This is a genomic window from Pseudomonas sp. PAGU 2196 (assembly GCF_022179005.1).
Taxonomy (GTDB): domain Bacteria; phylum Pseudomonadota; class Gammaproteobacteria; order Pseudomonadales; family Pseudomonadaceae; genus Aquipseudomonas; species Aquipseudomonas kermanshahensis.
In genome coordinates this window covers 118,491-142,807 of sequence record NZ_BNTL01000009.1, presented here as the reverse complement: position 1 = coordinate 142,807, position 24,317 = coordinate 118,491, and the positions used below count along the sequence as shown (strand labels likewise).

The window sequence follows — 24,317 nt, the reverse complement described above, 5'->3', positions numbered from 1 at the left end:
GATGGCGGCGCTTCAACCAACGCTGCATAAATAAAAATCAAGCGAGGTAAGAGCATGTCTGGCAATCGTGGAGTGGTGTATCTCGGCGCCGGCAAGGTCGAGGTGCAGAAGATCGACTACCCGAAAATGCAGGACCCGCGCGGCAAGAAGATCGAACATGGCGTCATTCTCAAGGTGGTCTCCACCAACATCTGCGGCTCCGACCAGCACATGGTCCGCGGCCGCACCACTGCCCAGGTCGGCCTGGTTCTTGGCCACGAAATCACCGGTGAAATCGTCGAGTTGGGGCGTGATGTCGAACGCCTGAAAAAAGGCGACCTGGTGTCGGTACCGTTCAACGTCGCCTGCGGCCGCTGCCGCTCCTGCAAAGAAATGCACACCGGCGTCTGCCTCACCGTCAACCCGGCCCGCGCCGGTGGTGCCTACGGCTACGTCGACATGGGCGACTGGACCGGTGGCCAGGCCGAGTACGTGCTGGTGCCGTACGCTGACTTCAACCTGCTGAAACTGCCGGATCGCGACAAGGCCATGGAAAAAATCCGTGACCTGACCTGCCTATCCGACATTCTGCCGACTGGCTACCACGGCGCCGTGACGGCGGGCGTAGGCCCAGGCAGCACCGTTTACGTCGCGGGCGCCGGCCCGGTTGGCCTGGCCGCTGCTGCCTCGGCACGCCTGCTGGGCGCTGCCTGCGTGATCGTCGGTGACCTCAACCAGGCCCGCTTGGCGCACGCCAAGTCGCAGGGCTTCGAAGTGGTCGACCTGTCCAAGGACACCCCGCTGCACGAGCAGATCATCGACATTCTCGGTGAGCCGGAAGTGGACTGCGCCGTCGACGCCGTTGGCTTCGAGGCCCGCGGCCATGGCCACGAGGGTGCCAAGCATGAAGCCCCGGCCACCGTGCTGAACTCACTGATGCAGGTTACCCGCGTTGCCGGCAGCATCGGCATCCCGGGCCTGTACGTGACTGAAGACCCGGGCGCCTCCGATGCCGCTGCCAAGATCGGCGCCCTGAGCATCCGCTTTGGCCTGGGTTGGGCGAAATCGCACAGCTTCCACACCGGTCAGACCCCGACCATGAAGTACAACCGCCAACTGATGCAGGCGATCATGTGGGACCGTATCAACATTGCTGAGGTGGTTGGTGTGCAGGTGATCAACCTCGACCAGGCGCCGGAAGGGTATGGTGAGTTCGATGCGGGTGTGCCGAAGAAGTTTGTGATCGACCCGCACAAGATGTGGGGCGCGGCGTAATTTAAGTTGAGCTAAAAGCCCCTCGAATGAGGGGCTTTTTTCTAGACATATACATGCTATTCATTAATGGCGAGGTGACGGCGCGCTTGGAACCTCGTCAGCGGGTTCCCTAATTTGGCTAGCCATTGAACTGAACGGACTGTTCTGTGCCGCAACCCAGCTCCTGACGTGGTACGGAAGTTGGGGCAGCGAGTCAGCGCTGGGGCTGCGTGAGACTGAAGGGGTGCTATCGCTTGATACCACTGGCGATGCTATAGGCGCGTCGCGCGTTTGTGTATTTCGCCTGGTCGTGGTCTGGGCGGCAAGTTGCGGTTTAGCAGGTGGCTGAGGAGCAATCTGGGGCGAGTTTAAGTAATGGCCTTGCGCAGGGTCATGTTGGGAAGCGGGTGACGTTGTGGGTCTTGGTGGCGCTGTGGGTTTTGTACCAATAGCAACGGCCATATTCTCGTTGACTTTGTATAATTGGCCGTTTTTTAAAGCAATGCGCTTCATATATCCACTTGGCCGCTCCATATGTCCACTTGGGTCGACAAAGTTGATGGGGTCACCCCCGCAGTAGCAATAAGCATTCAAGCCACCTTTTCCGAATGGGCTCCAGTTGTCTGCGGCACAAAAACGTCTTAGGCGAGGAGAGTAGCTGCGCAATCCAAGGCCCAGCAGGTAACTGTCCGAACCTGGCTCGTAAGCTTCGCCATTAAAGCCAGTCGTTGTTCGCATCGAGGGCAAGGTCGGATCGTGGCCGTAGGCTGAGAAGTTATGGCCTTCCAGGCCATCCACATCTTGAACGCTGAGCACGGACCCCTTGTCATCGGTTGCCAGTAACCCGCTGCCAGAAGTTTCGCCTGTCTGCACTTCGGCCAAGGGCATATCCGCATGGCGGAAGATGGCGCGGTGGTGGTCGCCTTGGTTGACGGTGATCAGCTTGTTGCCCTGGTAGAAGAAAAGCGAGCGGTTCGATGCTTTGCTCATGATTCAGGTCTCTGCTGCTCTGGATACATGGGGTGTGCCTGAAGCCCATTCTGAACAGCCGCAAGAATTTCGATACTGGCAGAAATAACAGTTTTACAGCTTCCCAGCACTGCCTCATAACCTGTGGGAGCGGCGGTGCGGCGATCCGACTTGCCCGCGAAGCGGCCAGCCCTGACAACCCATGACTCAGCGCATCATCCCCAGCTCGGCATCATCCATCAGCGCCTTGGCCATTGCGCTCAACTAGTGGAGGCCCAAAGCAACGGCGGCTTGTTGTTCATCAGTAAAATGGCTTGAGATAGTTGCGAGTATGTTTTGGAAGGCCTGCTGGAAATATGGCGAATGCTGTAGGTTTAATGGAAAATCCTGGGTTTGATTTACATGATTATTAGTGCTGAGTGAGTGTAAGGCATGACCTACCGTGAAGGTGCGTTGAGTTTCATTGATTGTCACGAATAGCTCTATTGCTTGTGCTCGAGTCTACACCTCCGTTTGGACGGTACAACATAGCCCCTCTACGGCCATTTTCAAGGGGGCGCGAACTCCTATGATAAAAATCATCCGTAATGGCAGCGCTGCGTTTGATGGTGATAAGTGTCAAATGGTGCTTTCGTGTCTCTAGTGCCTCCTTAAGTATATCGGGTGCCTTGCTGATGTCGTATTCCACAAAATTTTCCAGAGTGAGGGTTTCGTTGGCGATTTTTTTTATTGCTATAGCTACAATGGTTTCTGCTTGCTTTGCTACTTTACTAAATATATTTTGCTCGTTGTGTGGTAAAAATCGAGCTATGTTGCTGCTGATTTTTTTATAGCCGAGCGCGAGTGTGGAGGGCTCAAGTCCAAGGTGAAGTGTTGGGGCGTGCCCCGATCGATCTATTTTATTGACAGGGTCACACCCACAGTAGCCATAAGCATTCAAACCACCTTTTCCGAATGGGCTCCAGTTGTCTGCTGCACAAAAGCGTCTAAGGCGAGGAGAGTAGCTACGCAATCCAAGGCCCAGCAGGTAACTGGCCGAAACTGACTCGTAAGCTTCGCCATTAAAGCCAGTCGTTGTTCGCATCGAGGGCAAGGTCGGATCCTGGCCGTAGGCTGAGAAGTTATGGCCTTCCAGGCCAGCTGCATCTTGAACGCTGAGCACAGACCCCTTGTCATCGGTTGCCAGTAACCCGCTGCCAGAAGGTTCGCCTGTTTGCACCTCGGCCAGTAGCATATCCGCATTGCGAAAGATGGCGCGGTGTTGTTCGCTTTGTTTGACGGTGATCAGCTTGTCGCCTTGGTAGAAGAATAGTGTGCTGTGCAGTAATCTGCTCATGGCTTCGGTCCCCTTCCGCTTTGATGAAAACGTTGTCCCAGGGGCCATTTTGAACGGTTGTCAGATTTATGAAACTGGCAGAAATAACAGGTGCTACTGGGAAATTGCTCGCTAAGTTGCCCTGGAATGGGTGTATCAGTGCATTGTTCCTATTTCGGCATCATCCAGCCGTTTCATGCATGGCACCGTTATCAGCTAAGCAAGAGTAACTGCACCTTCACCTTGTCAGTATCCTGAGACATTTCGAGGGCGGCTACTGGCAAAAATGTCAGGCAAGCGAGGAGCGGCCGCCTGCCGATATCCGGCCCGGAACAATCCCCCGAACCCCGAGTCAAACCCCACGTTTCCCCGGCCATCCCGGCCCATGAGGTCCCTCCCGATGAAAGCATTCACCCTGGCAACCCTGATGACCCTGGCCGCAAGCCCGGTGTTCGCCTTCAACCTAAGCGATGCGGCCAACGCCGTATCCGCCATGCAGAACCAGAAACAACAGGGCCAGGTCCAGGCGCCCGAGGCGCAGGCCAATTTGCTCAATACCTTGGGCAGTGAACTGAAGATCACCCCGGAACAGGCCGTGGGCGGGGCGGGGGCGATGCTGGGGCTGGCGCGCAATAACCTGAGTTCCGACGACTACGGTCAGTTGACCAAAGCCGTGCCTGGGCTGGACTTGCTGGCGGGTGCCAATGCACTGGGCGGGTTGAGTGGGTTGGGTGAGCTGCTGGGCAAGAACAGCGAAAGCCAGTCGGCATTGAGCAATGCGTTGGGCAACAACGTGGAAAACCGTAGCGACCTGGACAGTGCGTTCAAGGCGCTGGGTATGGATACCGGGATGATCGGGCAGTTTGCGCCGTTGATTCTGCAGTACCTGGGGCAGCAAGGCATTGCGGGGTCGTTGCTGCAGAACCTGGGTAGCCTGTGGACTACCCCCGCTCCGTTGGCTCAGCCTTCGGTCTGAGGTGTTGTAGCGGCAGTGCTGGAATCACAAGTCTCTGTACTTGTAGGAGCGGCCTTGTGTCGCGAAAGGGCCGCGCAGCGGCCCCGGGATTTCAGCTTCACCTTGAAAATTGCCTGGGCCGCGTTGCGGCCCTTTCGCGACACAAGGCCGCTCCTACAGGTATAACGCAGGCTACAAAATCGATGTATCCCACCCTGACAGATCGCGTTGGTTCAGGTGGCTTCTGTGAAGTCCACCACGCTGACCGGGTGGCGGAAGCCGCTAGTGAGTAAGGCCAGCTAAGCAAAGTCCAGGGCTTCGAAGTGATCGACCCGTCCAAGGACACCCCGCTGCACGAGCAGATCATCGACATCCTTGGCGCACCAGAAGTGGACTGCGCCGTCAACGCCGTCGGTTTCGCCTCCCGTGGCCATGGCCACGAGGGTGCCAAGCATGAGGCCCGGGCCACCGTGCTGAACTCGCTGATGCAAGTCACCCGCGTTACCGGCAACATCGGTATCCCCGGCCTGTACGTGACTGGTTATACTGTTGACTTAACTGGTGGGTTTTCTGATGTTGTTGTTCATGGCCATAACTTCACTGTATAAAGGTGGAGAGTCGTCCTTCCCTTCTGATACGGGTGAGTCATAGTCAGCTGTTAGATGGTCAATGGAGTTGGAGCGTCTACCGCCTGTAGTTCTACTTATCTGGTATATTTCTGAATTATTCCACGTTGACGCTATGGACTTCGTGAGCGTATAAAGCTTAACAAATTCACTTGAGTTACTTCCGCCAAGATCAGTGAAGCTTTTGGATTTTTTCCTGGCGCGCGCTAGCAGATTTTTAACTTTTGACCTCTGCTTAGGACTCGCCTGCAGAGGGTCTTCGAGTAGTTCGGTTGTGAGAGGGCGAAGTTCAGCCTCAATCGCATTAAGCGCTGCGTGCCTGTCGCGAAGTTTTGTGGCGTTAGTTCTAAAAGTTTTGCTTATTGCTTTTCTGATTTTTTCTGCAAAATGCCCACTGGGGTCGTTTCTGTTGATGGGGTCATTCAAACAGTAAGCGTAGTAATTTAGGCCGGCTCTGCTGAAAGGGGATAAACTGTCCTGCGAGCAGAAGCGTCCGAGTTTAGTGCTGTAAGCACGGTAACCATTACCCAATAAATAAAGGCCATTGGGTTCAAGGCGCTGGCCATTGAAGCCTAATTGAAACCCGAGTACATGTTGGCCTTCGGCATAGCCGAATGACGTATAGGATATTCCCTGCGCTGGAGAACCAGGGTATCTGCCCACGATTGACCCTTGCATGTCAGCGCTCAGCAGTAGTGTTGTGATGGCGGTGGGATTGTGGCTCATGTGGTTTTTCTGCTATGAACCTGAGATTGACTGATTCTGAGGCTCTGTCCAGCAGAGAGAAACTGGTAAAAGTGCTAGTACCTGAGCCGCAGGGCATTTGATATACATGCCGATGCTGGCCCGGAAAAGCCCCTCAATACTTCTGTCGAATACCTCGATTTCCAGGCCATCCCGGTCCACGAGGTCCCTCCCGATGAAAGCATTCACCCTGGCAACCCTGATGACCCTGGCCACAAGCCCGGTGTTCGCCTTCAACCTCAGCGATGCCGCCAATGCCTTGTCGGGCATGCAGAACCAGAAACAGCAGGGCCAGGTTCACCGGCCTGAACGTCACCAGCTTTTGCTTGAACCTTCCCTGATGCATGTGCTTTTGGTTGTCTTGAGCTGTGTTTGATGAATCAGCTGAATATATTACCGGTGTGTGGACTAACTGGGCGCTCTTCCTTTCCGGTAGAAAATTGCGTAGCGCCGACCGTCGCGGCCATATGTGTTTAAGCCTTTTCTTATCATGTTTGCCTCGATGTTTTCGAACGTTATTTTGCTTTCGGTGAGGGCTATCTCTTGCACTGCCTTAAGTCTGTTACTCATGGAGCTTCGCAATACTCCAGGAAGCCTCTGCCCTAGCTCCACATTATCAAAAGGGTCGGAGTACTCTAGGAGGTTGGAAGTGGTTATTGCTTTGGCTGCTAATGTGTCCGAAGGTCGGATGATCTTTCCATACATGGATTTTGAGGTGTATGCAAATTGTGTCAAGTCATCTATGGGTAAGTATTGAGTTATAGAGGGAAGGATGTCGTCGATGCTTGGGATGTTAAATGTTCCTAATGGGTCCCCAGGTTCATCAACTGTGATTTTTTGGTAATGTGTGTGGCGGGCTGGAGGCTGATGCTGTTTGCTGCGGCTGAATAGGCCTGAAAATAGACTTGAGAATTTTCCATGCCCAGTAGGATCGCTGTAGTTAACAGGGTCTCCCGCGCAGTAGGCATAAGTGCTGAGTCCGCCTTGGGCAAAAGGAGAAAATTTGTCGGGTGAGTGAAATCGCATCAGTGTTGTTGAATAGCTACGGTAACTGCCAAGGATGTACATGTTTTTTTGATCAATGTGCTCACCGTTGAAGCCTAATAATGACTTGGGCGAGGGCATAGTGCACGTGATGCCATAGACGGAGTAGCGATGCATGTCGTCTGAGGGGGTACTTTTTACGCCAGATACCGAACCCTTGGAATCCGTTGCCAATAGGGTGTAGGGGGCTTTGCTTCCTGGTTGACTTTCAGCTAGCGGGACTTGGCTGCCTTGGAAGATAGATCGGTATCGCTGATCAGTTTTTACCGTAGTAACTCGCTGACGTTGATAAAAAATCTTGCGGATACTCATGGGGTGGTTCCCTAAACTTGAGTAAGGTGTGTACTGACCTGGCTAGGAACGAGTATCCAGAGGCTTTACGGGGGTCGCTACTGGCAGAATTGATAGGCGGTGGGCCGTAGTTCTGGCATTCCAGCTATTATCCATCAGGGCCATTATCTCCATGTCCGGCCCCGAACAATCCCTCAGATGACCAAAGCCGTGCCTGGGCTGGACTTGCTCTCCGGCGCCAACCCACTGGGTGGCTTGATCGGGCTGGGTGGACTGCTGGGCAGCCTGTGTACTACCCCGGCGCCGGCGAGCGCGCCCTCGGGGTAGGGCTCACCCCTGCTCCACTGAAATTCTCAGTTGAACCTGCACCGGCTTTTTTCCCAGCCTCAGCGCCGAATATCCCGATTGTTGTTGGACATGTAATTAGAGTTACTGCCTCGTTGGGCCTGGGCATACCTCCTGCTGGCGAGGTGCAGCCCAGGGGTCGAGGGAGTGGTTGCCCGCATCGCTGTCGGTGGGCGCGGCTGCCGAAAACGTAAGTTGCTCATCCAGTTGCCCATCCGGTTGATCCATCGAGCAATTACAGGTAAGCGTTGTGAGGGTGCTGCCTGTGGCGACAAAGCAGTCTGTGCAGGCGTACTGGCAACTATTACGGCTGCAGGTTGAACTAGCGCATGGCTTCTTAGTTGTAACGGTATCGCAGCAGACGGTGGAGGTGATCGCTCAGGAATCTGCATATCAAGCCTGGGTTGTGCTGGTGGTTCAAGGATAGCGAGTCGGCGCTGCGGTGGTGGAGGAGGCGGTAGAGTAATTCTTGGTTCGAATTGGTGGTTTTATGGCAACGCACAAGCGTGCTGGCGCATCCTGCAGTGACCGCCGTCTGGAGTTCATGATCTTGATAGAAATATTGAATTCTAGTGAGAGGGTTCATGAAGGTATTCCTGTAGACCTAATGGTCTGGCTCATTTAGCCAGCGTCATACACTGTCTAGGTGAAATACCTTCCAGAACAACTGTCAGAAATATCAGGTCTGCCCTCTGGAGCCAGTTGTTCAGAAGGCCTACCGTAGCGTCAGGCCGCTTCTGTGAAGTCCACCACGCTGACTGGGCGGCGGAAGCCGCTAGTCAGTACGGCCAGGTACGCAAGGCCCAGGGCAAACCAGCACAACCCAATCAACAACGTCAGCGCCGACAGGCTGGTCCATAGCCACAGCGTCAGGCCCAATCCCACCAGCGGTACCGCGCCATAGCACAGCAGGCCTTTGAGGTTGCGCTGTGCGCTGTCATCCATCAGGTGCGTCTTAACCACCGCCAGGTTCACCGTCGAGAACGCTACCAGTGCGCCAAAGCTAATCAGCGAGGCGAGGGTGGACAGGTCGATCACCAGCGCCAATAGCGAAAACGCCGACACCAGCAAAATGGCGAACACCGGCGTGCCAAAACGCGGCGACAGGTAACCGAACGTGCGCTGCGGCAGCACCTTGTCACGGCCCATGGTGAACAGGATGCGCGACACCGCTGCCTGCGAGGCCAGTGCTGAACCCAGGCTGCCGGCGACGAAGGCGGCGGTGAAGAAGTTGGCCAGGAATTGCCCGCCTGCTTTGAACATCACTTCATTGGCTGCCGCATCGGCGTTTGCAAACGTGCTGCCCGGCAGCACCAGCTGGCTGACGTAGGCCAGCGCGGTGAACAGTACGCCGGCGAAGAGCGTGGTGAGGATGATTGCCCGTGGCACGTCGCGGCGGGCATCGCGGCATTCTTCGGCCAGGGTGGAGACGGCATCGAAGCCGAGGAACGACAGGCACAGTACTGCGGCGCCCGCCATCAGCGGGCCGAAGCCAGGTTGTGTGCCGTCACCCATCAGCGGCGAGAGCAGGTCTAGCGGTTGGCCGGCCAGGGTCTGGCAGGACAAGGCCACGAATACCCCGATAAACACGATCTGCGCACCGACGATCAGGTTGCTGGTTTTAGCCACCGAGTTGATGCCGACCACGTTGAGCACGGTCACCAGGGCGATGGAGGCGAGCACGAAGGCCCAGGCGGGCACAGCCGGGAAGGCGATGTTGAGGAACAGGCCGATCAGCAGGTAGTTGATCATCGGCAGGAACAAGTAATCGAGCAGCAGCGACCAACCGGCCAGGAAACCAACGTTCTGGCCGAAGGCCATGTTGGTGTAGGAGTACGCCGAGCCCGCAACCGGGAAGCGTTTGACCATGAAGCTGTAGGACGCGGCGGTGAACAGCATGGCCACCAGCGTAACCAGGTAGGCGCCAGCGGTGCGGCCACCGGTGAGTTCGGTGACGATGCCGTAGGTGGTGAAGATGGTCAGCGGGACCATGTACACCAGGCCGAAGAAGACCAGGGCGGGTAGGCCCAAGACGCGACGAAGTTGGGCGGGGGTGGAGCAAGGTTGGTTGGCCATCGATCGATCCAGGCAATTTTTTGTAGTTGTGCTTTGATCGATTTTTATCCACTTAGGTGGAGGGTGACAAAGAAGTAATCCTTATGTTGATTATTAGCCTGGGTTTTAATCGGATTTGTGCTGTGCTGTGCTGGCCTCTTCGCGGGCAAGCCCGCTCCCACAGGGAACGCACCACAATCAATGGGCGTGCAGTACCTGTGGGAGCGGGCTTGCCCCGCGAAGAGGCCGGGATAGGCGATAGAGATCTCAGCCCATTTCTGCCCGCAGCTGCTCGATACGCTGATCCTTCTCCAACCACAGCTGGTTCACCCAAGCCTGCACGGTCTGCCGGAAGGCCGGGTCATTTTCATAATCCCCATCCCACAACGCCGGGTCCAGCTCACGCACCTGAATGTCGATAATCACCCGGCTAATGCTGCCATTGAGCAAATCCCAGAACCCCGGCGCCTGGTTGCCCGGGTAAACGATGGTCACGTCCAGCAGCGCATCCAGCTGCTCGCCCAGCGCCGCCAGCACGAATGCCACGCCGCCGGCCTTGGGCTTGAGCAGGTAGCGGTAAGGCGATTGCTGCTCCTGGCGCTTGGCCTCGGTGAAGCGCGTGCCTTCCAGGTAGTTGACCACGGTTACCGGCTGGCGCTTGAACAGCTCACAGGCGGCCTTGGTGATCTCCAGGTCCTTGCCCTTGAGCTCGGGGTGCTTGTCCAGAAACGCCTTGCTGTAGCGCTTCATGAACGGGTAATCCAGCCCCCACCAGGCCAGGCCCAGCAGTGGCACCCAAATCAGCTCCTTCTTGAGGAAGAACTTGAAGAACGGCGTGCGGCGGTTGAGGCTTTCGATCAGCGCGGGGATGTCGACCCAGGTCTGGTGGTTGCTCACGGCCAGGTACGAGGTGTCCTTGCGCAGGCGGTCGACGCCGCGGATATCCCACTGGGTGGGGATGCACAGGGCGAAAATCGCCTTGTCGATCTCTGACCAGGTTTCGGCGACCCACATCACCGCCGCAGAGGCATAGTCACGGCCACGGCCTGGCAGCACCAGCTTGAGCAGGGCAAAGACCAGCAGCGGGCAGATCAACACCACAGTGTTGAGCAGCAGCAGGAGGGTTGTGAGAATGCCGGTCAGCAGGCGACGCATAAAGGAACTCTTGTAGTGAGATAAAAACAGCCGGCAATGATAAGCAGCGATGCGGCCTACGCCAAATGCCCAATGCCCAGCGGCGAGGACAAATGTTTCACATTGTGTTGATTACCGTGTGCAGACGAACCTATTCAACTCATGCAGTCTAAGCACTGTCTGCAATCAAGGAAGCGTAACCCGTGAAATCACTGCTTGCCCTGTTGTCACTGTTCGCCTTGCCGGTCATGGCCGCCGAGCCGACGATTTATGGCCGTTACGAAAACATTGCCCTGCCGGAAATTGGCGAGACCTTGAAGGCCAAGATGGACACCGGTGCCTTCACCGCATCGCTGTCGGCCAAAGACATCGAGCTGTTCACCCGCGATGGCGATGAGTGGGTACGCTTCCGCCTGGCGACCAAAGAGTCCGACGGCAAGGTCTACGAGCACAAGGTCTCGCGCATCAGCAAGATCAAGGGCCGTGCCGACGAAGAGGAAGAGGGCGATGCGCCGGAAATCTCCAAGCGCCCGGTGGTCGACCTGGAGCTGTGCCTGGGTGATGTGAAGCGCACGGTTGAAGTGAACCTGGTGGACCGCAGCAGTTTCAACTACCCGCTGTTGATCGGTTCCAAAGCGTTGCGTGAGTTCAAGGCAGCGGTCAACCCGGCCAAGAAGTTCACCGCCGGCAAGCCGGACTGCTGACCTGGAGCCTGACTGGGCCCCTTGTAGGAGCGGCCTTGTGTCGCGAAAGGGCCGCATAGCGGCCCCACGATTTCAGCGTTGATGCAGATTTTGCCGGGGCCGCTCTGCGGCCCTTTCGCGACACAAGGCCGCTCCTACACAATAGTGCGTCGCCATTGATATCTGCACAGGCCGCGCACCATGCCCCATATCCTCATCGTCGAAGACGAAGCCGCCATCGCCGACACCCTGGTCTACGCCCTGCAGGCCGATGGCCACAGCACCGAGTGGGTGACCCTGGGCAGCGCCGCCCTCGACCAGCAGCGCCAGCGCCCGGCCGACCTGATCATCCTCGACATCGGCCTGCCCGATATCAGTGGTTTCGAAACCTGCCGCCAACTGCGCCGTTTCAGCGAGGTGCCGGTGATGTTTCTCAGCGCCCGTGATGGCGAAATCGACCGGGTGGTGGGCCTGGAGATCGGCGCCGACGACTACGTGGTCAAACCCTTCAGCCCCCGCGAGGTGGCGGCACGGGTGCGGGCCATCCTTAAACGCATGGCACCACGTGTTGAGCCCGTCGCGGCGGCAACGCTGTTCCAGCTCGACACCCTGCGCATGCAGATCAGCTACCGTAACCAGCCGCTGAGCCTGACCCGCCACGAGTTTCGTTTGCTCCAGTGCCTGCTGGAACAGCCCCAGCGGGTGTTCCGCCGCGAGCAACTGCTCGATGCCCTGGGCGTGGCGTCTGACGTGGGCTACGAGCGCACCATCGACAGCCACATCAAGAGCCTGCGCGCCAAATTGCGCCTGGTCGCCAGCGAGGCAGAACCGATCCAGACCCACCGCGGCCTCGGCTACAGTTACAGCCCGGATCACGCCTGATGCGCCTGGGCATCCGGATCTTCCTGGTGTACTTCCTGTTCGTCGGGCTGGCGGGGTACTTCCTGCTAAACACGGTGCGCGAACAGATCCGCCCGGTGGTGCGCCAATCGTCCGAAGAAACCTTGGTCGACACTGCCAACCTGCTGGCGGAGATCCTGCACGATGACGTCAAGGCCGGCACCCTCGGGCAAAGCCGCTTGCCCGAAGTACTCAAGGCTTACGGTTCGCGCAGCCCGGGCGCGCAGATCTGGGGCTTGGCGAAAAACCAGGTCAGCCACCGCATCTACGTGACCGACGCCAAAGGCATCGTGCTGCTCGACTCCAGCGGTGAGGACCTGGGCAAGGATTACTCGAAGTGGAATGACGTTTACCTGACCCTGCGCGGCGAGTACGGCGCCCGCTCCACGCGCAGTGTTGCCGATGACGAAAGCACTTCGGTGATGCATGTGGCCGCGCCGATCATCGATGACGGCCAGATCATCGGCGTGGTTACCGTGGCCAAGCCCAACAGCTCGCTGCAACCCTACATCGATCGCTCCGAGCAGCGTTTGCTCACATTGGGCCTGGGCTTGATCGGCCTGGGCTTGTTGATTGGTGCAGCGCTGTCGTGGTGGCTGGCGCGCTCGCTGCGCAGGCTGGCCCGTTACGCCCAGGCGGTCAGCGAAGGTGAGCGGGCGGCGCTGCCGCATTACAAGGGCGGTGAGCTGGCGCACCTGGCCAATGCAGTCGAGCGCATGCGCACGCAGCTGGAAGGCAAGGCCTACGTCGAGCGCTATGTGCACACCTTGACCCACGAACTGAAAAGCCCACTGGCGGCCATCCGCGGAGCCTCCGAGCTGCTGCAGGGCGATATGCCGGCCGAACAACGGGCGCGCTTTGCCGGCAACATCGAGCGCGAAAGCGAGCGCCTGCAGCAGATGATCGAACGCCTGCTCAACCTCGCCCGCGTGGAGCAGATGCAGGCGCTGGAGGACGAGCAGCAGGTGGCGTTGGCGGCACTGGTCGACGAATTGCTGTTGGCCCATGCGGCGCGCATCGAAGCGGCGGGCCTGCAGGTGCGGCAGCGGGTGCCGGACGGTTTGCGGTTGTTGTGCGATCCGTTTCTGATGCGCCAGGCGTTGGCCAACCTGCTCGACAATGCGCTGGACTTTACCCCGGCCGGTGGGGCGTTGTTGTTCGAGCTTGAGCGCGATGGTGGGCGGGTGGCGTTGAGCCTGTTCAACCAGGGGCAGGCGATACCGGCGTATGCCATTGGGCGGGTGAGTGAGCGGTTCTACTCGCTGCCGCGGCCGGGAAGTGGGCGCAAGAGTACCGGGCTGGGGCTGAATTTTGTGGCCGAGGTGATGCAGCTGCATGGCGGTTCGCTTGCAGTCGATAACGTCGATGGCGGTGTGCGGGTAAGACTGTGGCTGCCGGTGCGGCGTATCAGCTGAAAACACCGAATCTCCACACAGTCTCCCCAAGGTCTCCACGCAAGGCGCAGACACTGCGCCCACTGCCAAAGGAGGCCCTATGAACAAGACCCTTGGATTCAAGCTCGGCATGATTGCCCTGCTGATGGTGCTGTTGCTGATCCCCCTGCTGATGATCAACGGCCTCATCGACGAGCGCCAGACCCTGCGTGACAGCGTGGTGCGTGACATCGCCCAGAGCGCCAGTTTCGACCAGCAGCTCAGTGGCCCGCTGCTGGTGGTGCCGTACCGCAAGTACCAGCGCCGTTGGATCGACAAGGACGGCGAGCGTACCCAGGAGACCAGCAGCATCGCCGGCCACCTGTACTTCCTGCCGGAAACCTTCGACGCCGACCTGGGTGTCGACACCGAGCTGCGCTCACGAGGCATCTACCAGGCGCGGCTGTTTCACGCCAAAGGCCGCATCAGTGGCCGCTTCAAGCTCCCCGAACGCTGGGGCATCGACAAGGATTTCGAAGACTATCGGTTCGACAAGCCCTTTCTGGTAGTCGGCATCAGCGACATTCGTGGCATCGAGAATGGCCTGGAGCTGACGCTCGACGAGCGCAAGTTGCCCTTTGAAGCGGGGACCGGGCTCGACTGGATGCGCGGTGGCGTGCATGCCAGCGTGCCAGGGCTGGATGGCCTGCAAGCGCGGGAGTTCAGCTACGGCTTCGACCTGGCGCTGCAAGGCACTGGCCAGTTGCAGGTGTTGCCGGTTGGCCGTACCAGCAGTGTGGATATGCACGCCAACTGGCCGCACCCAAGCTTCATCGGCAGTTACCTGCCCAGCCGTCGCGACATCGATGCCCAAGGCTTCACTGCCCACTGGCAGACGTCGTTCTTCGCCACCAACCTTGAAGATGCCCTGCGCCAGTGCGCCACGGCCGGGCACTGTGAGGATTTCAGCGAGCGCACCTTTGGCGTCAGCTTTGTCGACCCGGTTGATCAGTACCTGAAGAGCGAGCGGGCGATCAAATACGCGCTGCTGTTCATTGCCCTGACCTTTGCCGGCTTCTTCCTGTTCGAGGTGCTGAAGAACCTCAGCGTGCACCCGGTGCAGTACATCCTGGTGGGTGTGGCGTTGGCGTTTTTCTACCTGCTGTTGCTGTCGATGTCCGAACACATCGGTTTTGGCCCGGCGTATGGGCTGTCGGCTTTGGCCTGTGTGTTGCTGATTGGCTTCTACCTGAGCCACGTGCTGCGCAGCCTGGGGCGTGGGGTTGGGTTTGCGGCGGGGTTAGCGGCGTTGTACGGGATGCTTTATGGGCTGCTCAGCGCCGAGGACTACGCGCTGTTGATGGGGTCGTTGCTGTGCTTTGGTTTGTTGGGCGTGTTCATGGTGCTGACCCGGCGGCTGGACTGGGCGCGGGTGGGGAGGGCGGCATGAGGGAGGACAGAGAAATCGGGCGGTGGTTGGCACGCAGGATTGGGGAGTTGTTCCCTGCGATACCGAGGTAAGGCATTCGCAGCACAAGGCTGCTCAGGACGCGCGTTACTGTGTAGGAGCAGCCTTGTGCTGCGAAGAGGCCCGTCAGGCCACAGGAGATGTGGCAACCATCGACGGCCGTTGGGCCACCTCGGCATACCACTTCGCCAGGCCAGGCTGGCGCTCACGCCAACCAAATTCAGGCTGACGCAAATCCAGATAACCCAGCGCACAGGCAACACCAATGGCAGCCAGATCAAAGCCCGAGATCAGCTCCGCCAAATGTTCCTGCTCCAGGTTGGCCAGGCTGCGGCGGATCTTGTCACCCTGCGCCTTGAGCCAGCCATCCCAGCGCTTGTCCTCAGGCCGCAGGTAGCTCTCATAGCGGCTCGACACCGCCGCATCCATGATCGCATCAGCCTGCGACGCCAAGGTCATGCGCCGCCAGCGCGCCGAGCCTTCACGCGGCAGCAATGGCAGGCCGACGTGCTGCAGGTCGAGGTACTCGCAAATCACCCGGCTGTCGTGCAGCACCGTGCCGTCGTCCAGGCGCAGGGCCGGGATCTTGCCGATCGGGTTGCCCTGGTTGAGCTGGTCATCACCACTCACGGGGCTGATGTTCACCGGCTGCAGGGTGACGCGGTCAAGCTGGCCGGTCTCGTGCAGCACCACCATGACCTTGCGCACGAAGGGCGACAGCGGCGAGTGGAACAGGGTCATCGTGGCCATGGTTCAGTTGCCCTGCAGGCTGGGTGGCAGGCACACACCGGTACCGCCAATACCGCAGTAGCCGTCCGGGTTCTTGGCCAGGTACTGCTGGTGGTAGGCCTCGGCGAAGTACACGGTCGGGGCCTGGTCGATCTCGGTGGTGATCTCACCGAAACCGGCCTTGTTCAGCTCGGCCTGGAAGGCGTCGCGGCTGGCCTTGGCTTCTTCGAGCTGCTGCGGCGAGGTGCAGTAGATGGCCGAGCGGTACTGGGTGCCGACGTCGTTGCCCTGGCGCATGCCCTGGGTCGGGTTGTGCAGTTCCCAGAACATGGCCAGCAGCTCGCGGTAGCTGACCTTGTCCTTGTCGAACACCACCAGCACCACTTCGGTGTGGCCGGTCAGGCCGGAGCAGACTTCTTCGTACGTGGGGTTGGGGGTGAAGCCGCCGGCATAGCCGACCACCGTGCTGACCACGCCTTCACGCTGCCAGAAGCGGCGCTCGGCGCCCCAGAAGCAGCCCAGGCCGAAGATGGCGAAGTCGATGGCACCTTCGAAGAAGGGGCCCAGCAGCGGGGTGCCTTCGAACACATAGTGGAACTCGGGCAGCGACATTGGCGTTTCGCGGCCAGGCAGGGCCTGCTCCGCGGTTGGCATGACGTTTTTGTTCACCAGGATTTCCGAACGCAGGACCATGGCCGTTCCTCTGTATGTCAGGTAGATAGGTGCTGGCCTCTTCGCGGGGCAAGCCCGCTCCCACAGGTACAGCACAGGTTACAAGGTTGTATCACCCTGTGGGAGCGGGCTTGCCCCGCGAAGGGGCCCAAATGGACTCTATAGTGCCCGAGGTTAACGCTGCTGTCAGGCCATTGGACCGCGCGGATAGCGCTTCAGTCGCTCGGCCAGTTCACGCCCCGGAATCGGCCGATCGAACAGGTACCCCTGGCCCACGTCGCACCGGTGCCTGCGCAGAAACGCCAGCTGCGCTGGGGTCTCGATCCCTTCGGCAACCACCTTGAGCTTGAGGTTGTGGGCCATGGCCACCACCGCCGAGGTGATTTCCATGTCGTCCTGGTTATCCGGGATTTCGTTGATGAAGCTGCGGTCGATCTTGATGATGTCGATCGGAAACTTCTTCAAGTAGCTCAACGACGAATAGCCCGTACCGAAATCGTCCATCGCCAGGGTCAGGCCCAGGGCCTTGAGCTCGTCGAGCTGGCGGTGGGTGTCTTCGGTCGCTTCCAGCAGCAGGCCTTCGGTCAGCTCCAGCTCCAGCAGGTGCGAGGGCAGTGCTTCTTCCTTGAGGATCGAACTGATCGAGGCTACCAGGTCCGGGTCGGAGAACTGCTTGGGCGACAGGTTGATGGCCACGTGCAAGTTGCCCAGGCCGGCCTCGCGCAGTTGCTGGCTCATGCGGCACGACTGGCGCACCACCCACTTGCCGATGGGGATGATCAGGCCGGTTTCCTCGGCCACGCTGATGAACTGGTCCGGGCGGATCATGCCGCGCTCGGGGTGGTTCCAGCGCAGCAGTGCTTCCAACCCCAGCAGGCGGCCGCTGCGCAGGCATAGCTTGGGCTGGTAGAACACTTCCAGTTCGTTCTGGGTCAGGGCGCGGCGCAGGTTGTTCTCGACGAACAGCTTGTAACTGGCCTCGGCATTGAGCACTTCGGTAAACACCTGCACCTGGTGCTTGCCGTTGGCCTTGGCCTTGTGCAGCGCCAGGCCTGCGTTTTTCATCAGGCTCGCCGGGTCGATGCCGTGCAGCGGCGCGCAGGCAAGGCCCACCGAGGCGGTGACGTTGATCAGCTGGTTGTCGACGAACATCGGCTTGTCGAGGGTGTGCAGCAACTGCTGGGCGACGTCTTGGCCGTCTTCCAGGCGGGTGTCGTCGAGCAGCACAGCGAACTCGTTGCTGGCGAAACGCGCCAGGATGCCACCGGCGCTTAGGCTGTTGCGCAGTCGGCGGGCCAGGCTGACCAACAGCTTGTCGCCGGTCTGGTGGCCGAGGCTGTCGTTGATGCGCTTGAAGTTGTCGATGTCTACCAGCAGCAAGCACATCGAGCTCTCGCTGTTACGGGCAAAGCGCTCGTCGAGGCTGCGGATGAACGCCGGGCGGTTGCCCAGGTTGGTCAGGTTGTCGGTGTAGGCCAGGCGCTCGATGCGCTGTTGGGCCAGCTTGGTCTGGGTGACGTCTTCGTAGATGCCGATGTAGTGGGTCAGCTCACGGTTGTCGCCATACACCTTGGATATCGACAGTTGGCCCCAGTAGGGCTCGAGGTTTTTGCGCCGGCTCTTGAATTCGCCTTGCCAGCTGTTGCCCATGGCCAGGCTCGACGGCGAATCGAACAGCAACTCGCTGAGGTTTTCCAGGGCTGGCAGCTCGGCCAGTTGGCGGCCCTGCACTTCATCGGTGCTGTACTGGGTGATCGCCGTGAAGCTTGGGTTGACGTATTCCACCACGCCGTCGCGGTTGACCAGCAAAAAGGCACTGGCGCTTTGTTCCACGGCGCGCTGGAACAGGTGCAGGGCGCTGGCCGCAGTGCGTCGGTTGTGGTTGGTGATGACCTGGGCGAACTGGTCGGCCAGCTCACCGGCAAAGGCGATTTCATCGGACTGCCAGGCTCGCGGCTGGCCACTTTGCTCCAGGCACAACACCCCGATTACCTGGCCATCGACGCGCACGCTGGCATCGAGCATGGCTTTGTTGTCGGGGCGCAGGCTCTGGGTCAGGGCGCGGGTGCGCGGGTCGTGGTTGGCGTTGTGGGCGTCGATGGCACGGCTGGCGTGCAGGGCGTCGAGGTAGTCGGGAAAGTGGCTGGCATCGATGGCTTCGGGCAGGCGATGCGCCTGCTCGTGGCGGTACCAGGCACTGATCGGCTCCAGGCGCTGGCCTTCCAGGTGCCAGATGCTGGCGCTGTCGACCTTGTAGATTTCGCAGGCGCTCTGGGTGATCAGTTCGGCGGCTTCGAGCAGCGAGTTCTCTGCGCTGTAACGCTGGCGGGCCAGGCGCAGGATCAGGTCTTGCTGGCCACGCACACGCTCCAGGTGTTCAAGCTGTTCTTGCTGGGCGCGCTGGTTGAGCTGCAGGGCCAGTTGCAGACGGTTGTTGCGCGATTCCAGGTCACTGGCGTCGGGGTCGGCGGCGTCTTCGGGCGGGTCGTCGAGTACGCTCAGGTAGCCGCGCAGCAGTTGCCGGTTGTGTTGCCTGTAGGCTTCCCCGGCCTCCAGCAGGCGCAGTGACGCGCCAGGGGCATGCAAGGTGTAGCGCACGCGGTAGTAGCCACGCCGGGCAAGCTGCGACTGGATCTCGTCGTGCAGCCTGTAGCGGGCTTCGGGTTCCATCAGGCTGGCGTAGGGCGAATCGACCAGTGCGCACAGCTCACCTGCCTGCAGGCCGAACTGGCGTTCGCAGGTGGGGTCGAGGTAGAGCATGGCCCAGGTGGCTTCGTTGAGCCTTTCGAAACGCAGCATGCCGAGCCGAGAGGGCACGGGTAGCTGCGTGACGACCTCGGCCGCCACACGGCTGGCGGCATCGGGTTGGCTTTTCATCGAAGACTCGCTTGAAGAGGGAAACACGGCCTGGTCGGCGGCGTATCTGGCAAGGTTGCATCATGTCCCGAGGGCTGGCAAGCGGCCATGTGTGATGCTGTGTACGGGTTATCGGCAGAGGTACCACAAACTATAGGCGCGCCCCTTGTAGGAGCAGCCTTTTGCTGCGAAGAGGCCCTGCCAGGCGCTGCAAATGTTGGCGGTGGTACCGGCCCTTTCGCAGCACAAGGCTGCTCCTACAAAAAAACCGGTGCGGTGTGAGCCGCAGGCAAAAAAAAGCCCCGCCAAATGACGGGGTTGAGGTACGAGCGTGGCAGCTCGAAAAGGGTACTGCCCCTCTTGCGAGGGGCAGCGTGCCGCCTTACAGCAGCAGGGTGCGGATATCCGCCAGCACGTCGCCCAGGCGCTTGGTGAAGCGCGCGGCGGCAGCGCCGTTGATCACACGGTGATCGTAGGACAGCGACAGCGGCAGCATCAGCTTCGGCTGGAAGGCTTTGCCATCCCAGACTGGCTGCATGGTTGCCTTCGAAACGCCCAGGATCGCCACCTCAGGCGCGTTGACGATCGGCGTGAAGCCGGTGCCGCCAATGTGGCCGAGGCTGGAGATGGTGAAGCAGGCGCCTTGCATGTCGTCGGCCGACAGCTTTTTGGTGCGCGCTTTCTCGGCCAGTGCAGCGGCTTCGGCAGCCAGTTGCAGCAGGCTCTTCTGGTCGACGTTCTTGATCACAGGGACCAGCAGGCCATCCGGGGTGTCCACGGCAAAGCCGATGTTCACGTACTTCTTGCGGATGATCGCCTTGCCGCTTGGCGCCAGCGAGCTGTTGAAGTCCGGCATTTCCTTGAGCAGGAATGCGCTGGCCTTGAGCAGCAGTGGCAGCACGGTCAGTTTGACGCCAGCCTTCTCGGCCACGGCCTTTTGCGCCACGCGGAAGGCTTCCAGCTCGGTGATGTCGGCGGAGTCGAACTGAGTGACGTGCGGCACGTTCAGCCAGCTGCGGTGCAGGTTGGCGGCACCGACCTGCATCAGGCGGGTCAGGGCCACTTCTTCCACTTCACCGAACTTGCTGAAGTCCACGGCAGGGATTGGCGGGATGCCAGCGCCGCCGGTTGCGCCGGCGGCTGCCGGGGCTTCCTTGGCCTTCTGCATCATCGCTTTGACGTAAACCTGCACGTCTTCTTTCAGGATGCGGCCATGCGGGCCGGTGGCCGCGACGGCGCCCAACTCGACACCGAATTCACGGGCCAGCTGACGAACGGCTGGGCCAGCGTGAACCTTGGCGTTGTTGCCAGCAGCCGGCGCGGTAGCGACCGGAGCAGGGGCAGCAGCCGGGGCGGCGGCGGCAGGAGCGGCCGCAGGCGCAGCCTCAGCCTTGGCCGGTGCAGCAGCGGCCGGAGCCGGTGCGGCAGCCGGCGCTGCGCCAGCAACCTTCAGCTTGAAGATCAGGTCGCCAGTGCCGACTTCATCTTCCAGCTTGCACAGCACTTCTTCGACCACGCCAGCAGCAGGCGATGGGATCTCCATGGAGGCCTTGTCGGACTCCAGGGTGATCAGCGACTGGTCGGCTTCGACGGTGTCGCCGACCTTGACCAGCACTTCGATGATCTTGGCTTTGCCCGACGAGCCGATGTCCGGCACGTGGATGTCTTGCACGCTGGCGGCAGCCGGGGCTGCAGCAGGCGCAGGCGCGGCTTCGGCGGCCGGCTTTTCAGCGGCAGCCGGCGCAGCGGCAGGGGCAGGTGCGGCGGCTGGCGCCTCGGACGCCGCAGCGCCCTCGGCTTCCAGCACCAGCAGCTCGTCGCCTTCTTTCAGGCGATCGCCCAGCTTGACCTTCAGCTCTTTGATCACGCCGGCCTTAGGGGCCGGGATCTCCATGGAGGCCTTGTCGGACTCCAGGGTCAGCAGGCTCTGGTCAGCCTCGATACGGTCACCGACCTTGACGAACAGCTCGATGATTTCACCTTCACCGCTGCCGATGTCAGGTACGCGAATGAGTTCGCTCACTTAAAAATACTCCTCAGCAGTCCAGTGGGTTGCGCTTGTCCGGATCGATGCCGAACTTGACGATAGCGTCAGCCACCACTTTCGGTTCGATCTCGCCACGGTCAGCCAAGGCTTCCAGGGCAGCCAGCACCACGAAGTGGCGGTCAACTTCGAAGAAGTGACGCAGCTTCTTGCGGCTGTCGCTGCGACCGTAACCGTCGGTACCCAGGACTTTGAACTCTTTGCTCGGCACCCACTGGCGAATCTGTTCGGCGAACAGCTTCATGTAGTCGGTGGAGGCGATGACCGGGCCTTTGCGACCGTTCAGGCACTCTTCGACGTAAGTCAGCTGAGGCTTCTGGCCAGGCTTGAGGCGGTTGGCGCGTTCCACGGCCAGGCCGTCGCGACGCAGTTCGTTGAAGCTGGTGACGCTCCACACGTCGGCACCGACGTTGAACTCTTCACGCAGGATCTTCGCCGCTTCGCGGACTTCGCGCAGGATGGTGCCGGAGCCCATCAGCTGAACGTGGTGCGCGGCTTCGCGGGTGTCTTCTTCGAGCAGGTACATACCCTTGATGATGCCTTCCTCGACACCGGCCGGCATGGCTGGCTGCTGGTAGGATTCGTTCATCACGGTGATGTAGTAGAAGATGTCCTGTTGCTCTTCGGTCATCTTCTTCATGCCGTCCTGGATGATCACCGCCAGCTCGTAGCCGTAGGTCGGATCATAGGTGCGGCAGTTCGGGATGGTGCCCGCCATCATGTGGCTGTGACCGTCTTCGTGCTGCAGGCCTTCACCGTTGAGGGTGGTACGGCCGGCGGTACCGCCGATCAGGAAGCCACGGGTGCGGCTGTCGCCAGCGGCCCAGGCCAGGTCGCCGATACGCTGGAAGCCGAACATCGAGTAGAAGATGTAGAACGGCAGCATCGGCTGGTTGTGGCAGCTGTACGAGGTACCGGCAGCGATGAACGACGACATGGCGCCGGCTTCGTTGATGCCTTCCTCGAGAATCTGGCCCTTCTTGTCTTCGCGGTAGAACATCACCTGGTCTTTATCGACTGGCTCGTAGAGCTGGCCGACGGACGAGTAGATGCCCAACTGGCGGAACATGCCTTCCATACCGAAGGTACGGGCTTCGTCCGGGATGATCGGGACGATGCGCTGGCCGATTTCCTTGTCCTTGACCAGCTGCGCCAGGATGCGCACGAAGGCCATGGTGGTGGAGATTTCGCGGTCGCCCGAGCCGTCCAGGATCGCTTTCAGCGTTTCCAGGGATGGGGTCGGCACGCTGAAGCTCTTGGCGCGACGTTGCGGCACGAAGCCACCCAGGGCAGCGCGGCGCTCGGCCAGGTACTTGGCTTCGGCAGAACCTTCTTCCGGCTTGAAGAACGGCAGGTTCTCAAGGTCGGCATCCTTGACCGGGATGTCGAAGCGGTCACGGAAGTGACGCAGGCTGTCGACGTCGACCTTCTTGGTGTTGTGCGCGGTGTTCTTGGCTTCGCCTGCACCGGTGCCGTAACCCTTGATGGTCTTGGCCAGGATGACAGTCGGCTGCTCTTTGTGGTTCACCGCCTGGTGATAAGCCGCGTAGACCTTGTACGGGTCGTGGCCGCCACGGTTGAGCTTCCAGATCTCTTCGTCGGACAGGTCTTCGACCATGGCCTTGAGCTCTGGGGTGTTGAAGAAGTTCTCACGCACGTACGCGCCGTCTTTGGCTTTGTAGTTCTGGTACTCGCCGTCGATGACTTCGTCCATGCGGCGCTGCAGGGCACCGTTGGTGTCCTTGGCCAGCAGTGGGTCCCAGAAGCGGCCCCAGACGACTTTGTTGACGTTCCAGCCACCGCCACGGAACACGCCTTCGAGTTCCTGGATGATCTTGCCGTTGCCGCGAACCGGGCCGTCGAGGCGCTGCAGGTTGCAGTTGATGACGAAGATCAGGTTGTCCAGCTTCTCGCGGCCAGCCAGGGCGATTGCGCCCAGGGATTCCGGCTCGTCGCACTCGCCGTCGCCCATGAAGCACCAGACCTTCTGCTTGCCGGCCGGGATGAAGCCACGGGCTTCCAGGTACTTCATGAAGCGGGCCTGGTAGATCGCCTGGATCGGGCCCAGGCCCATCGAAACGGTCGGGAACTGCCAGAAGTCAGGCATCAGCCATGGGTGCGGGTACGAAGACAGGCCGTTGCCGTCCACTTCCTGACGGAAGTTGTTCATCTGGTCTTCGCTGATGCGGCCTTCCATGAAGGCACGGGCGTAAACGCCTGGCGAAGCGTGGCCCTGGAAGAACACCAGGTCGCCGCCGTGTTCTTCGGTCGGGGCCTGGAAGAAGTAGTTGAAGCCGATGTCGTACAGGGTGGCACTGGAGGCGAAGCTGGAGATGTGGCCGCCCAGGTCCGAGTCCTTCAGGTTGGTGCGCATCACCATGGCCAGCGCGTTCCAACGCACCAACGAGCGAATGCGGCGTTCCATGAACAGGTCGCCAGGCATGCGTGCTTCGTGGGTGACAGGGATGGTGTTGCGGTATGGCGTGGTGATCGCATACGGCAGCTGGGAGCCACTGCGGGTGGCCAGCTCGCCCATACGGGTCATCAGGTAATGAGCGCGGTCTTCGCCTTCTTTGTCGAGGACCGACTCCAGGGCATCCAGCCATTCCTGGGTTTCGATTGGATCGAGGTCTTGCATGGCTTGCTCCAGGGCGGAAAGGCAACCAGAATCGATTGCCTGAGTTTGCGACTGGCCTTATGGGCAGACGTCGTGAATTCTTGGATTACCGGAGTGTGATCCGGCGCCGTGTAGTTTTACTACAAATGCATTCGCATTTCATGCTTTTAGACAGTCGGGGTAGTAGTAAAACTACACAAATGCGGCTTTTGGTCGCACCCCGGCTTGTGGGGAAAAACGTTCATGTTGGTTGGCGATGTGTCG

General features: G+C 59.9%; 18 protein-coding genes and 2 pseudogenes. 9 read left to right on the top strand and 11 right to left on the bottom strand.

Features of this window, described 5'->3' with window-relative positions; all coding sequences use genetic code 11:
- Positions 1 to 54 precede the first annotated feature (54 nt).
- Positions 55 to 1,254, top strand: coding sequence for a formaldehyde dehydrogenase, glutathione-independent (fdhA, locus tag MFF34_RS08790; protein WP_027594311.1), 1,200 nt, complete (start codon positions 55 to 57; stop codon positions 1,252 to 1,254).
- Between the two features lie 63 nt (positions 1,255 to 1,317).
- Here the strand turns inward: fdhA and MFF34_RS08785 are convergent, their stop codons facing one another.
- Positions 1,318 to 2,223, bottom strand: coding sequence for an RHS repeat-associated core domain-containing protein (locus tag MFF34_RS08785; protein WP_238212528.1), 906 nt, complete (start codon positions 2,221 to 2,223; stop codon positions 1,318 to 1,320).
- A gap of 439 nt (positions 2,224 to 2,662) precedes the next feature.
- On the bottom strand, positions 2,663 to 3,538 hold the full coding sequence (locus tag MFF34_RS08780; RefSeq protein ID WP_238212526.1) for an RHS repeat-associated core domain-containing protein: 876 nt from the start codon (positions 3,536 to 3,538) through the stop codon (positions 2,663 to 2,665).
- Between the two features lie 379 nt (positions 3,539 to 3,917).
- Between MFF34_RS08780 and MFF34_RS08775 the strand changes: the two genes are divergently transcribed.
- Both MFF34_RS08775 and MFF34_RS08770 read left to right on the top strand, forming a co-directional pair.
- Positions 3,918 to 4,493 carry a DUF2780 domain-containing protein gene (locus MFF34_RS08775; protein WP_238212524.1) on the top strand — a complete coding sequence of 192 codons (576 nt, stop codon included), beginning with the start codon at positions 3,918 to 3,920 and terminating at the stop codon, positions 4,491 to 4,493.
- Between the two features lie 281 nt (positions 4,494 to 4,774).
- Positions 4,775 to 5,011: pseudogene (locus tag MFF34_RS08770) on the top strand (formaldehyde dehydrogenase, glutathione-independent); the annotation flags it as partial.
- 15 nt (positions 5,012 to 5,026) lie between these two features.
- Here the strand turns inward: MFF34_RS08770 and MFF34_RS08765 are convergent.
- Complete coding sequence (locus MFF34_RS08765) at positions 5,027 to 5,824, bottom strand: RHS repeat-associated core domain-containing protein (protein ID WP_238212522.1); 798 nt, start codon at positions 5,822 to 5,824, stop codon at positions 5,027 to 5,029.
- Between the two features lie 193 nt (positions 5,825 to 6,017).
- Between MFF34_RS08765 and MFF34_RS08760 the strand changes: the two are divergent.
- Positions 6,018 to 6,170: pseudogene (locus MFF34_RS08760) on the top strand (DUF2780 domain-containing protein); the annotation flags it as partial.
- 80 nt (positions 6,171 to 6,250) lie between these two features.
- Here the strand turns inward: MFF34_RS08760 and MFF34_RS08755 are convergent.
- On the bottom strand, positions 6,251 to 7,198 hold the full coding sequence (locus MFF34_RS08755) for an RHS repeat-associated core domain-containing protein (RefSeq protein WP_238212514.1): 948 nt from the start codon (positions 7,196 to 7,198) through the stop codon (positions 6,251 to 6,253).
- Between the two features lie 177 nt (positions 7,199 to 7,375).
- On the opposite strand from MFF34_RS08755, the gene MFF34_RS08750 reads away from it, so the two are divergent.
- Complete coding sequence (locus MFF34_RS08750; protein WP_283236616.1) at positions 7,376 to 7,504, top strand: hypothetical protein; 129 nt, start codon at positions 7,376 to 7,378, stop codon at positions 7,502 to 7,504.
- Between the two features lie 744 nt (positions 7,505 to 8,248).
- Here MFF34_RS08750 and MFF34_RS08745 read toward each other — a convergent pair.
- Complete coding sequence (locus MFF34_RS08745; protein WP_238212512.1) at positions 8,249 to 9,598, bottom strand: APC family permease; 1,350 nt, start codon at positions 9,596 to 9,598, stop codon at positions 8,249 to 8,251.
- A gap of 246 nt (positions 9,599 to 9,844) precedes the next feature.
- Complete coding sequence (locus MFF34_RS08740) at positions 9,845 to 10,732, bottom strand: acyltransferase (RefSeq protein ID WP_238212510.1); 888 nt, start codon at positions 10,730 to 10,732, stop codon at positions 9,845 to 9,847.
- 182 nt (positions 10,733 to 10,914) lie between these two features.
- Between MFF34_RS08740 and MFF34_RS08735 the strand changes: the two genes are divergently transcribed.
- The 4 genes from MFF34_RS08735 to creD all read left to right on the top strand — a co-directional run bounded on the left by MFF34_RS08735 (position 10,915) and on the right by creD (position 15,117).
- Positions 10,915 to 11,415: an ATP-dependent zinc protease gene (locus MFF34_RS08735; RefSeq protein WP_099428126.1), complete on the top strand. Its 501-nt coding sequence runs from the start codon at positions 10,915 to 10,917 to the stop codon at positions 11,413 to 11,415.
- A 180-nt stretch (positions 11,416 to 11,595) separates the two neighbouring features.
- Complete coding sequence (gene creB, locus MFF34_RS08730) at positions 11,596 to 12,276, top strand: two-component system response regulator CreB (protein ID WP_238212507.1); 681 nt, start codon at positions 11,596 to 11,598, stop codon at positions 12,274 to 12,276.
- Entirely contained in the window at positions 12,276 to 13,709 is a 1,434-nt protein-coding gene (gene creC, locus MFF34_RS08725) for a two-component system sensor histidine kinase CreC (protein ID WP_238212505.1), read from the top strand. Before creB ends, creC begins: the two co-directional genes overlap by 1 nt.
- 79 nt (positions 13,710 to 13,788) lie before the next feature.
- Positions 13,789 to 15,117 carry a cell envelope integrity protein CreD gene (gene creD, locus MFF34_RS08720; protein WP_238212503.1) on the top strand — a complete coding sequence of 443 codons (1,329 nt, stop codon included), beginning with the start codon at positions 13,789 to 13,791 and terminating at the stop codon, positions 15,115 to 15,117.
- Positions 15,118 to 15,261: 144 nt separating this feature from the next.
- Here creD and MFF34_RS08715 read toward each other — a convergent pair whose 3' ends face one another.
- From MFF34_RS08715 to aceE, 5 genes are all read right to left on the bottom strand, one after another.
- Complete coding sequence (locus tag MFF34_RS08715) at positions 15,262 to 15,885, bottom strand: glutathione S-transferase N-terminal domain-containing protein (RefSeq protein WP_238212501.1); 624 nt, start codon at positions 15,883 to 15,885, stop codon at positions 15,262 to 15,264.
- 3 nt (positions 15,886 to 15,888) lie between these two features.
- On the bottom strand, positions 15,889 to 16,557 hold the full coding sequence (msrA, locus tag MFF34_RS08710; RefSeq protein WP_085274042.1) for a peptide-methionine (S)-S-oxide reductase MsrA: 669 nt from the start codon (positions 16,555 to 16,557) through the stop codon (positions 15,889 to 15,891).
- 165 nt (positions 16,558 to 16,722) lie between these two features.
- Entirely contained in the window at positions 16,723 to 19,413 is a 2,691-nt protein-coding gene (locus MFF34_RS08705; RefSeq protein ID WP_238212499.1) for a bifunctional diguanylate cyclase/phosphodiesterase, read from the bottom strand.
- Positions 19,414 to 19,774: 361 nt separating this feature from the next.
- Complete coding sequence (aceF, locus tag MFF34_RS08700) at positions 19,775 to 21,415, bottom strand: dihydrolipoyllysine-residue acetyltransferase (protein ID WP_085274043.1); 1,641 nt, start codon at positions 21,413 to 21,415, stop codon at positions 19,775 to 19,777.
- Between the two features lie 13 nt (positions 21,416 to 21,428).
- Positions 21,429 to 24,074 carry a pyruvate dehydrogenase (acetyl-transferring), homodimeric type gene (gene aceE, locus MFF34_RS08695; protein ID WP_027594324.1) on the bottom strand — a complete coding sequence of 882 codons (2,646 nt, stop codon included), beginning with the start codon at positions 24,072 to 24,074 and terminating at the stop codon, positions 21,429 to 21,431.
- Positions 24,075 to 24,317 lie beyond the last annotated feature (243 nt).

Bases quoted from the DNA above. Each gene is read 5' to 3' on its own strand.
- fdhA (WP_027594311.1), top strand. From the start codon at position 55: ATGTCTGGCAATCGTGGAGTGGTGTATCTCGGCGCCGGCAAGGTCGAG.
- MFF34_RS08785 (WP_238212528.1), bottom strand. From the start codon at position 2,223: ATGAGCAAAGCATCGAACCGCTCGCTTTTCTTCTACCAGGGCAACAAG.
- MFF34_RS08780 (WP_238212526.1), bottom strand. From the start codon at position 3,538: ATGAGCAGATTACTGCACAGCACACTATTCTTCTACCAAGGCGACAAG.
- MFF34_RS08775 (WP_238212524.1), top strand. From the start codon at position 3,918: ATGAAAGCATTCACCCTGGCAACCCTGATGACCCTGGCCGCAAGCCCG.
- MFF34_RS08765 (WP_238212522.1), bottom strand. From the start codon at position 5,824: ATGAGCCACAATCCCACCGCCATCACAACACTACTGCTGAGCGCTGAC.
- MFF34_RS08755 (WP_238212514.1), bottom strand. From the start codon at position 7,198: ATGAGTATCCGCAAGATTTTTTATCAACGTCAGCGAGTTACTACGGTA.
- MFF34_RS08750 (WP_283236616.1), top strand. From the start codon at position 7,376: ATGACCAAAGCCGTGCCTGGGCTGGACTTGCTCTCCGGCGCCAACCCA.
- MFF34_RS08745 (WP_238212512.1), bottom strand. From the start codon at position 9,598: ATGGCCAACCAACCTTGCTCCACCCCCGCCCAACTTCGTCGCGTCTTG.
- MFF34_RS08740 (WP_238212510.1), bottom strand. From the start codon at position 10,732: ATGCGTCGCCTGCTGACCGGCATTCTCACAACCCTCCTGCTGCTGCTC.
- creB (WP_238212507.1), top strand. From the start codon at position 11,596: ATGCCCCATATCCTCATCGTCGAAGACGAAGCCGCCATCGCCGACACC.
- creC (WP_238212505.1), top strand. From the start codon at position 12,276: ATGCGCCTGGGCATCCGGATCTTCCTGGTGTACTTCCTGTTCGTCGGG.
- creD (WP_238212503.1), top strand. From the start codon at position 13,789: ATGAACAAGACCCTTGGATTCAAGCTCGGCATGATTGCCCTGCTGATG.
- MFF34_RS08715 (WP_238212501.1), bottom strand. From the start codon at position 15,885: ATGGCCACGATGACCCTGTTCCACTCGCCGCTGTCGCCCTTCGTGCGC.
- msrA (WP_085274042.1), bottom strand. From the start codon at position 16,557: ATGGTCCTGCGTTCGGAAATCCTGGTGAACAAAAACGTCATGCCAACC.
- MFF34_RS08705 (WP_238212499.1), bottom strand. From the start codon at position 19,413: ATGAAAAGCCAACCCGATGCCGCCAGCCGTGTGGCGGCCGAGGTCGTC.
- aceE (WP_027594324.1), bottom strand. From the start codon at position 24,074: ATGCAAGACCTCGATCCAATCGAAACCCAGGAATGGCTGGATGCCCTG.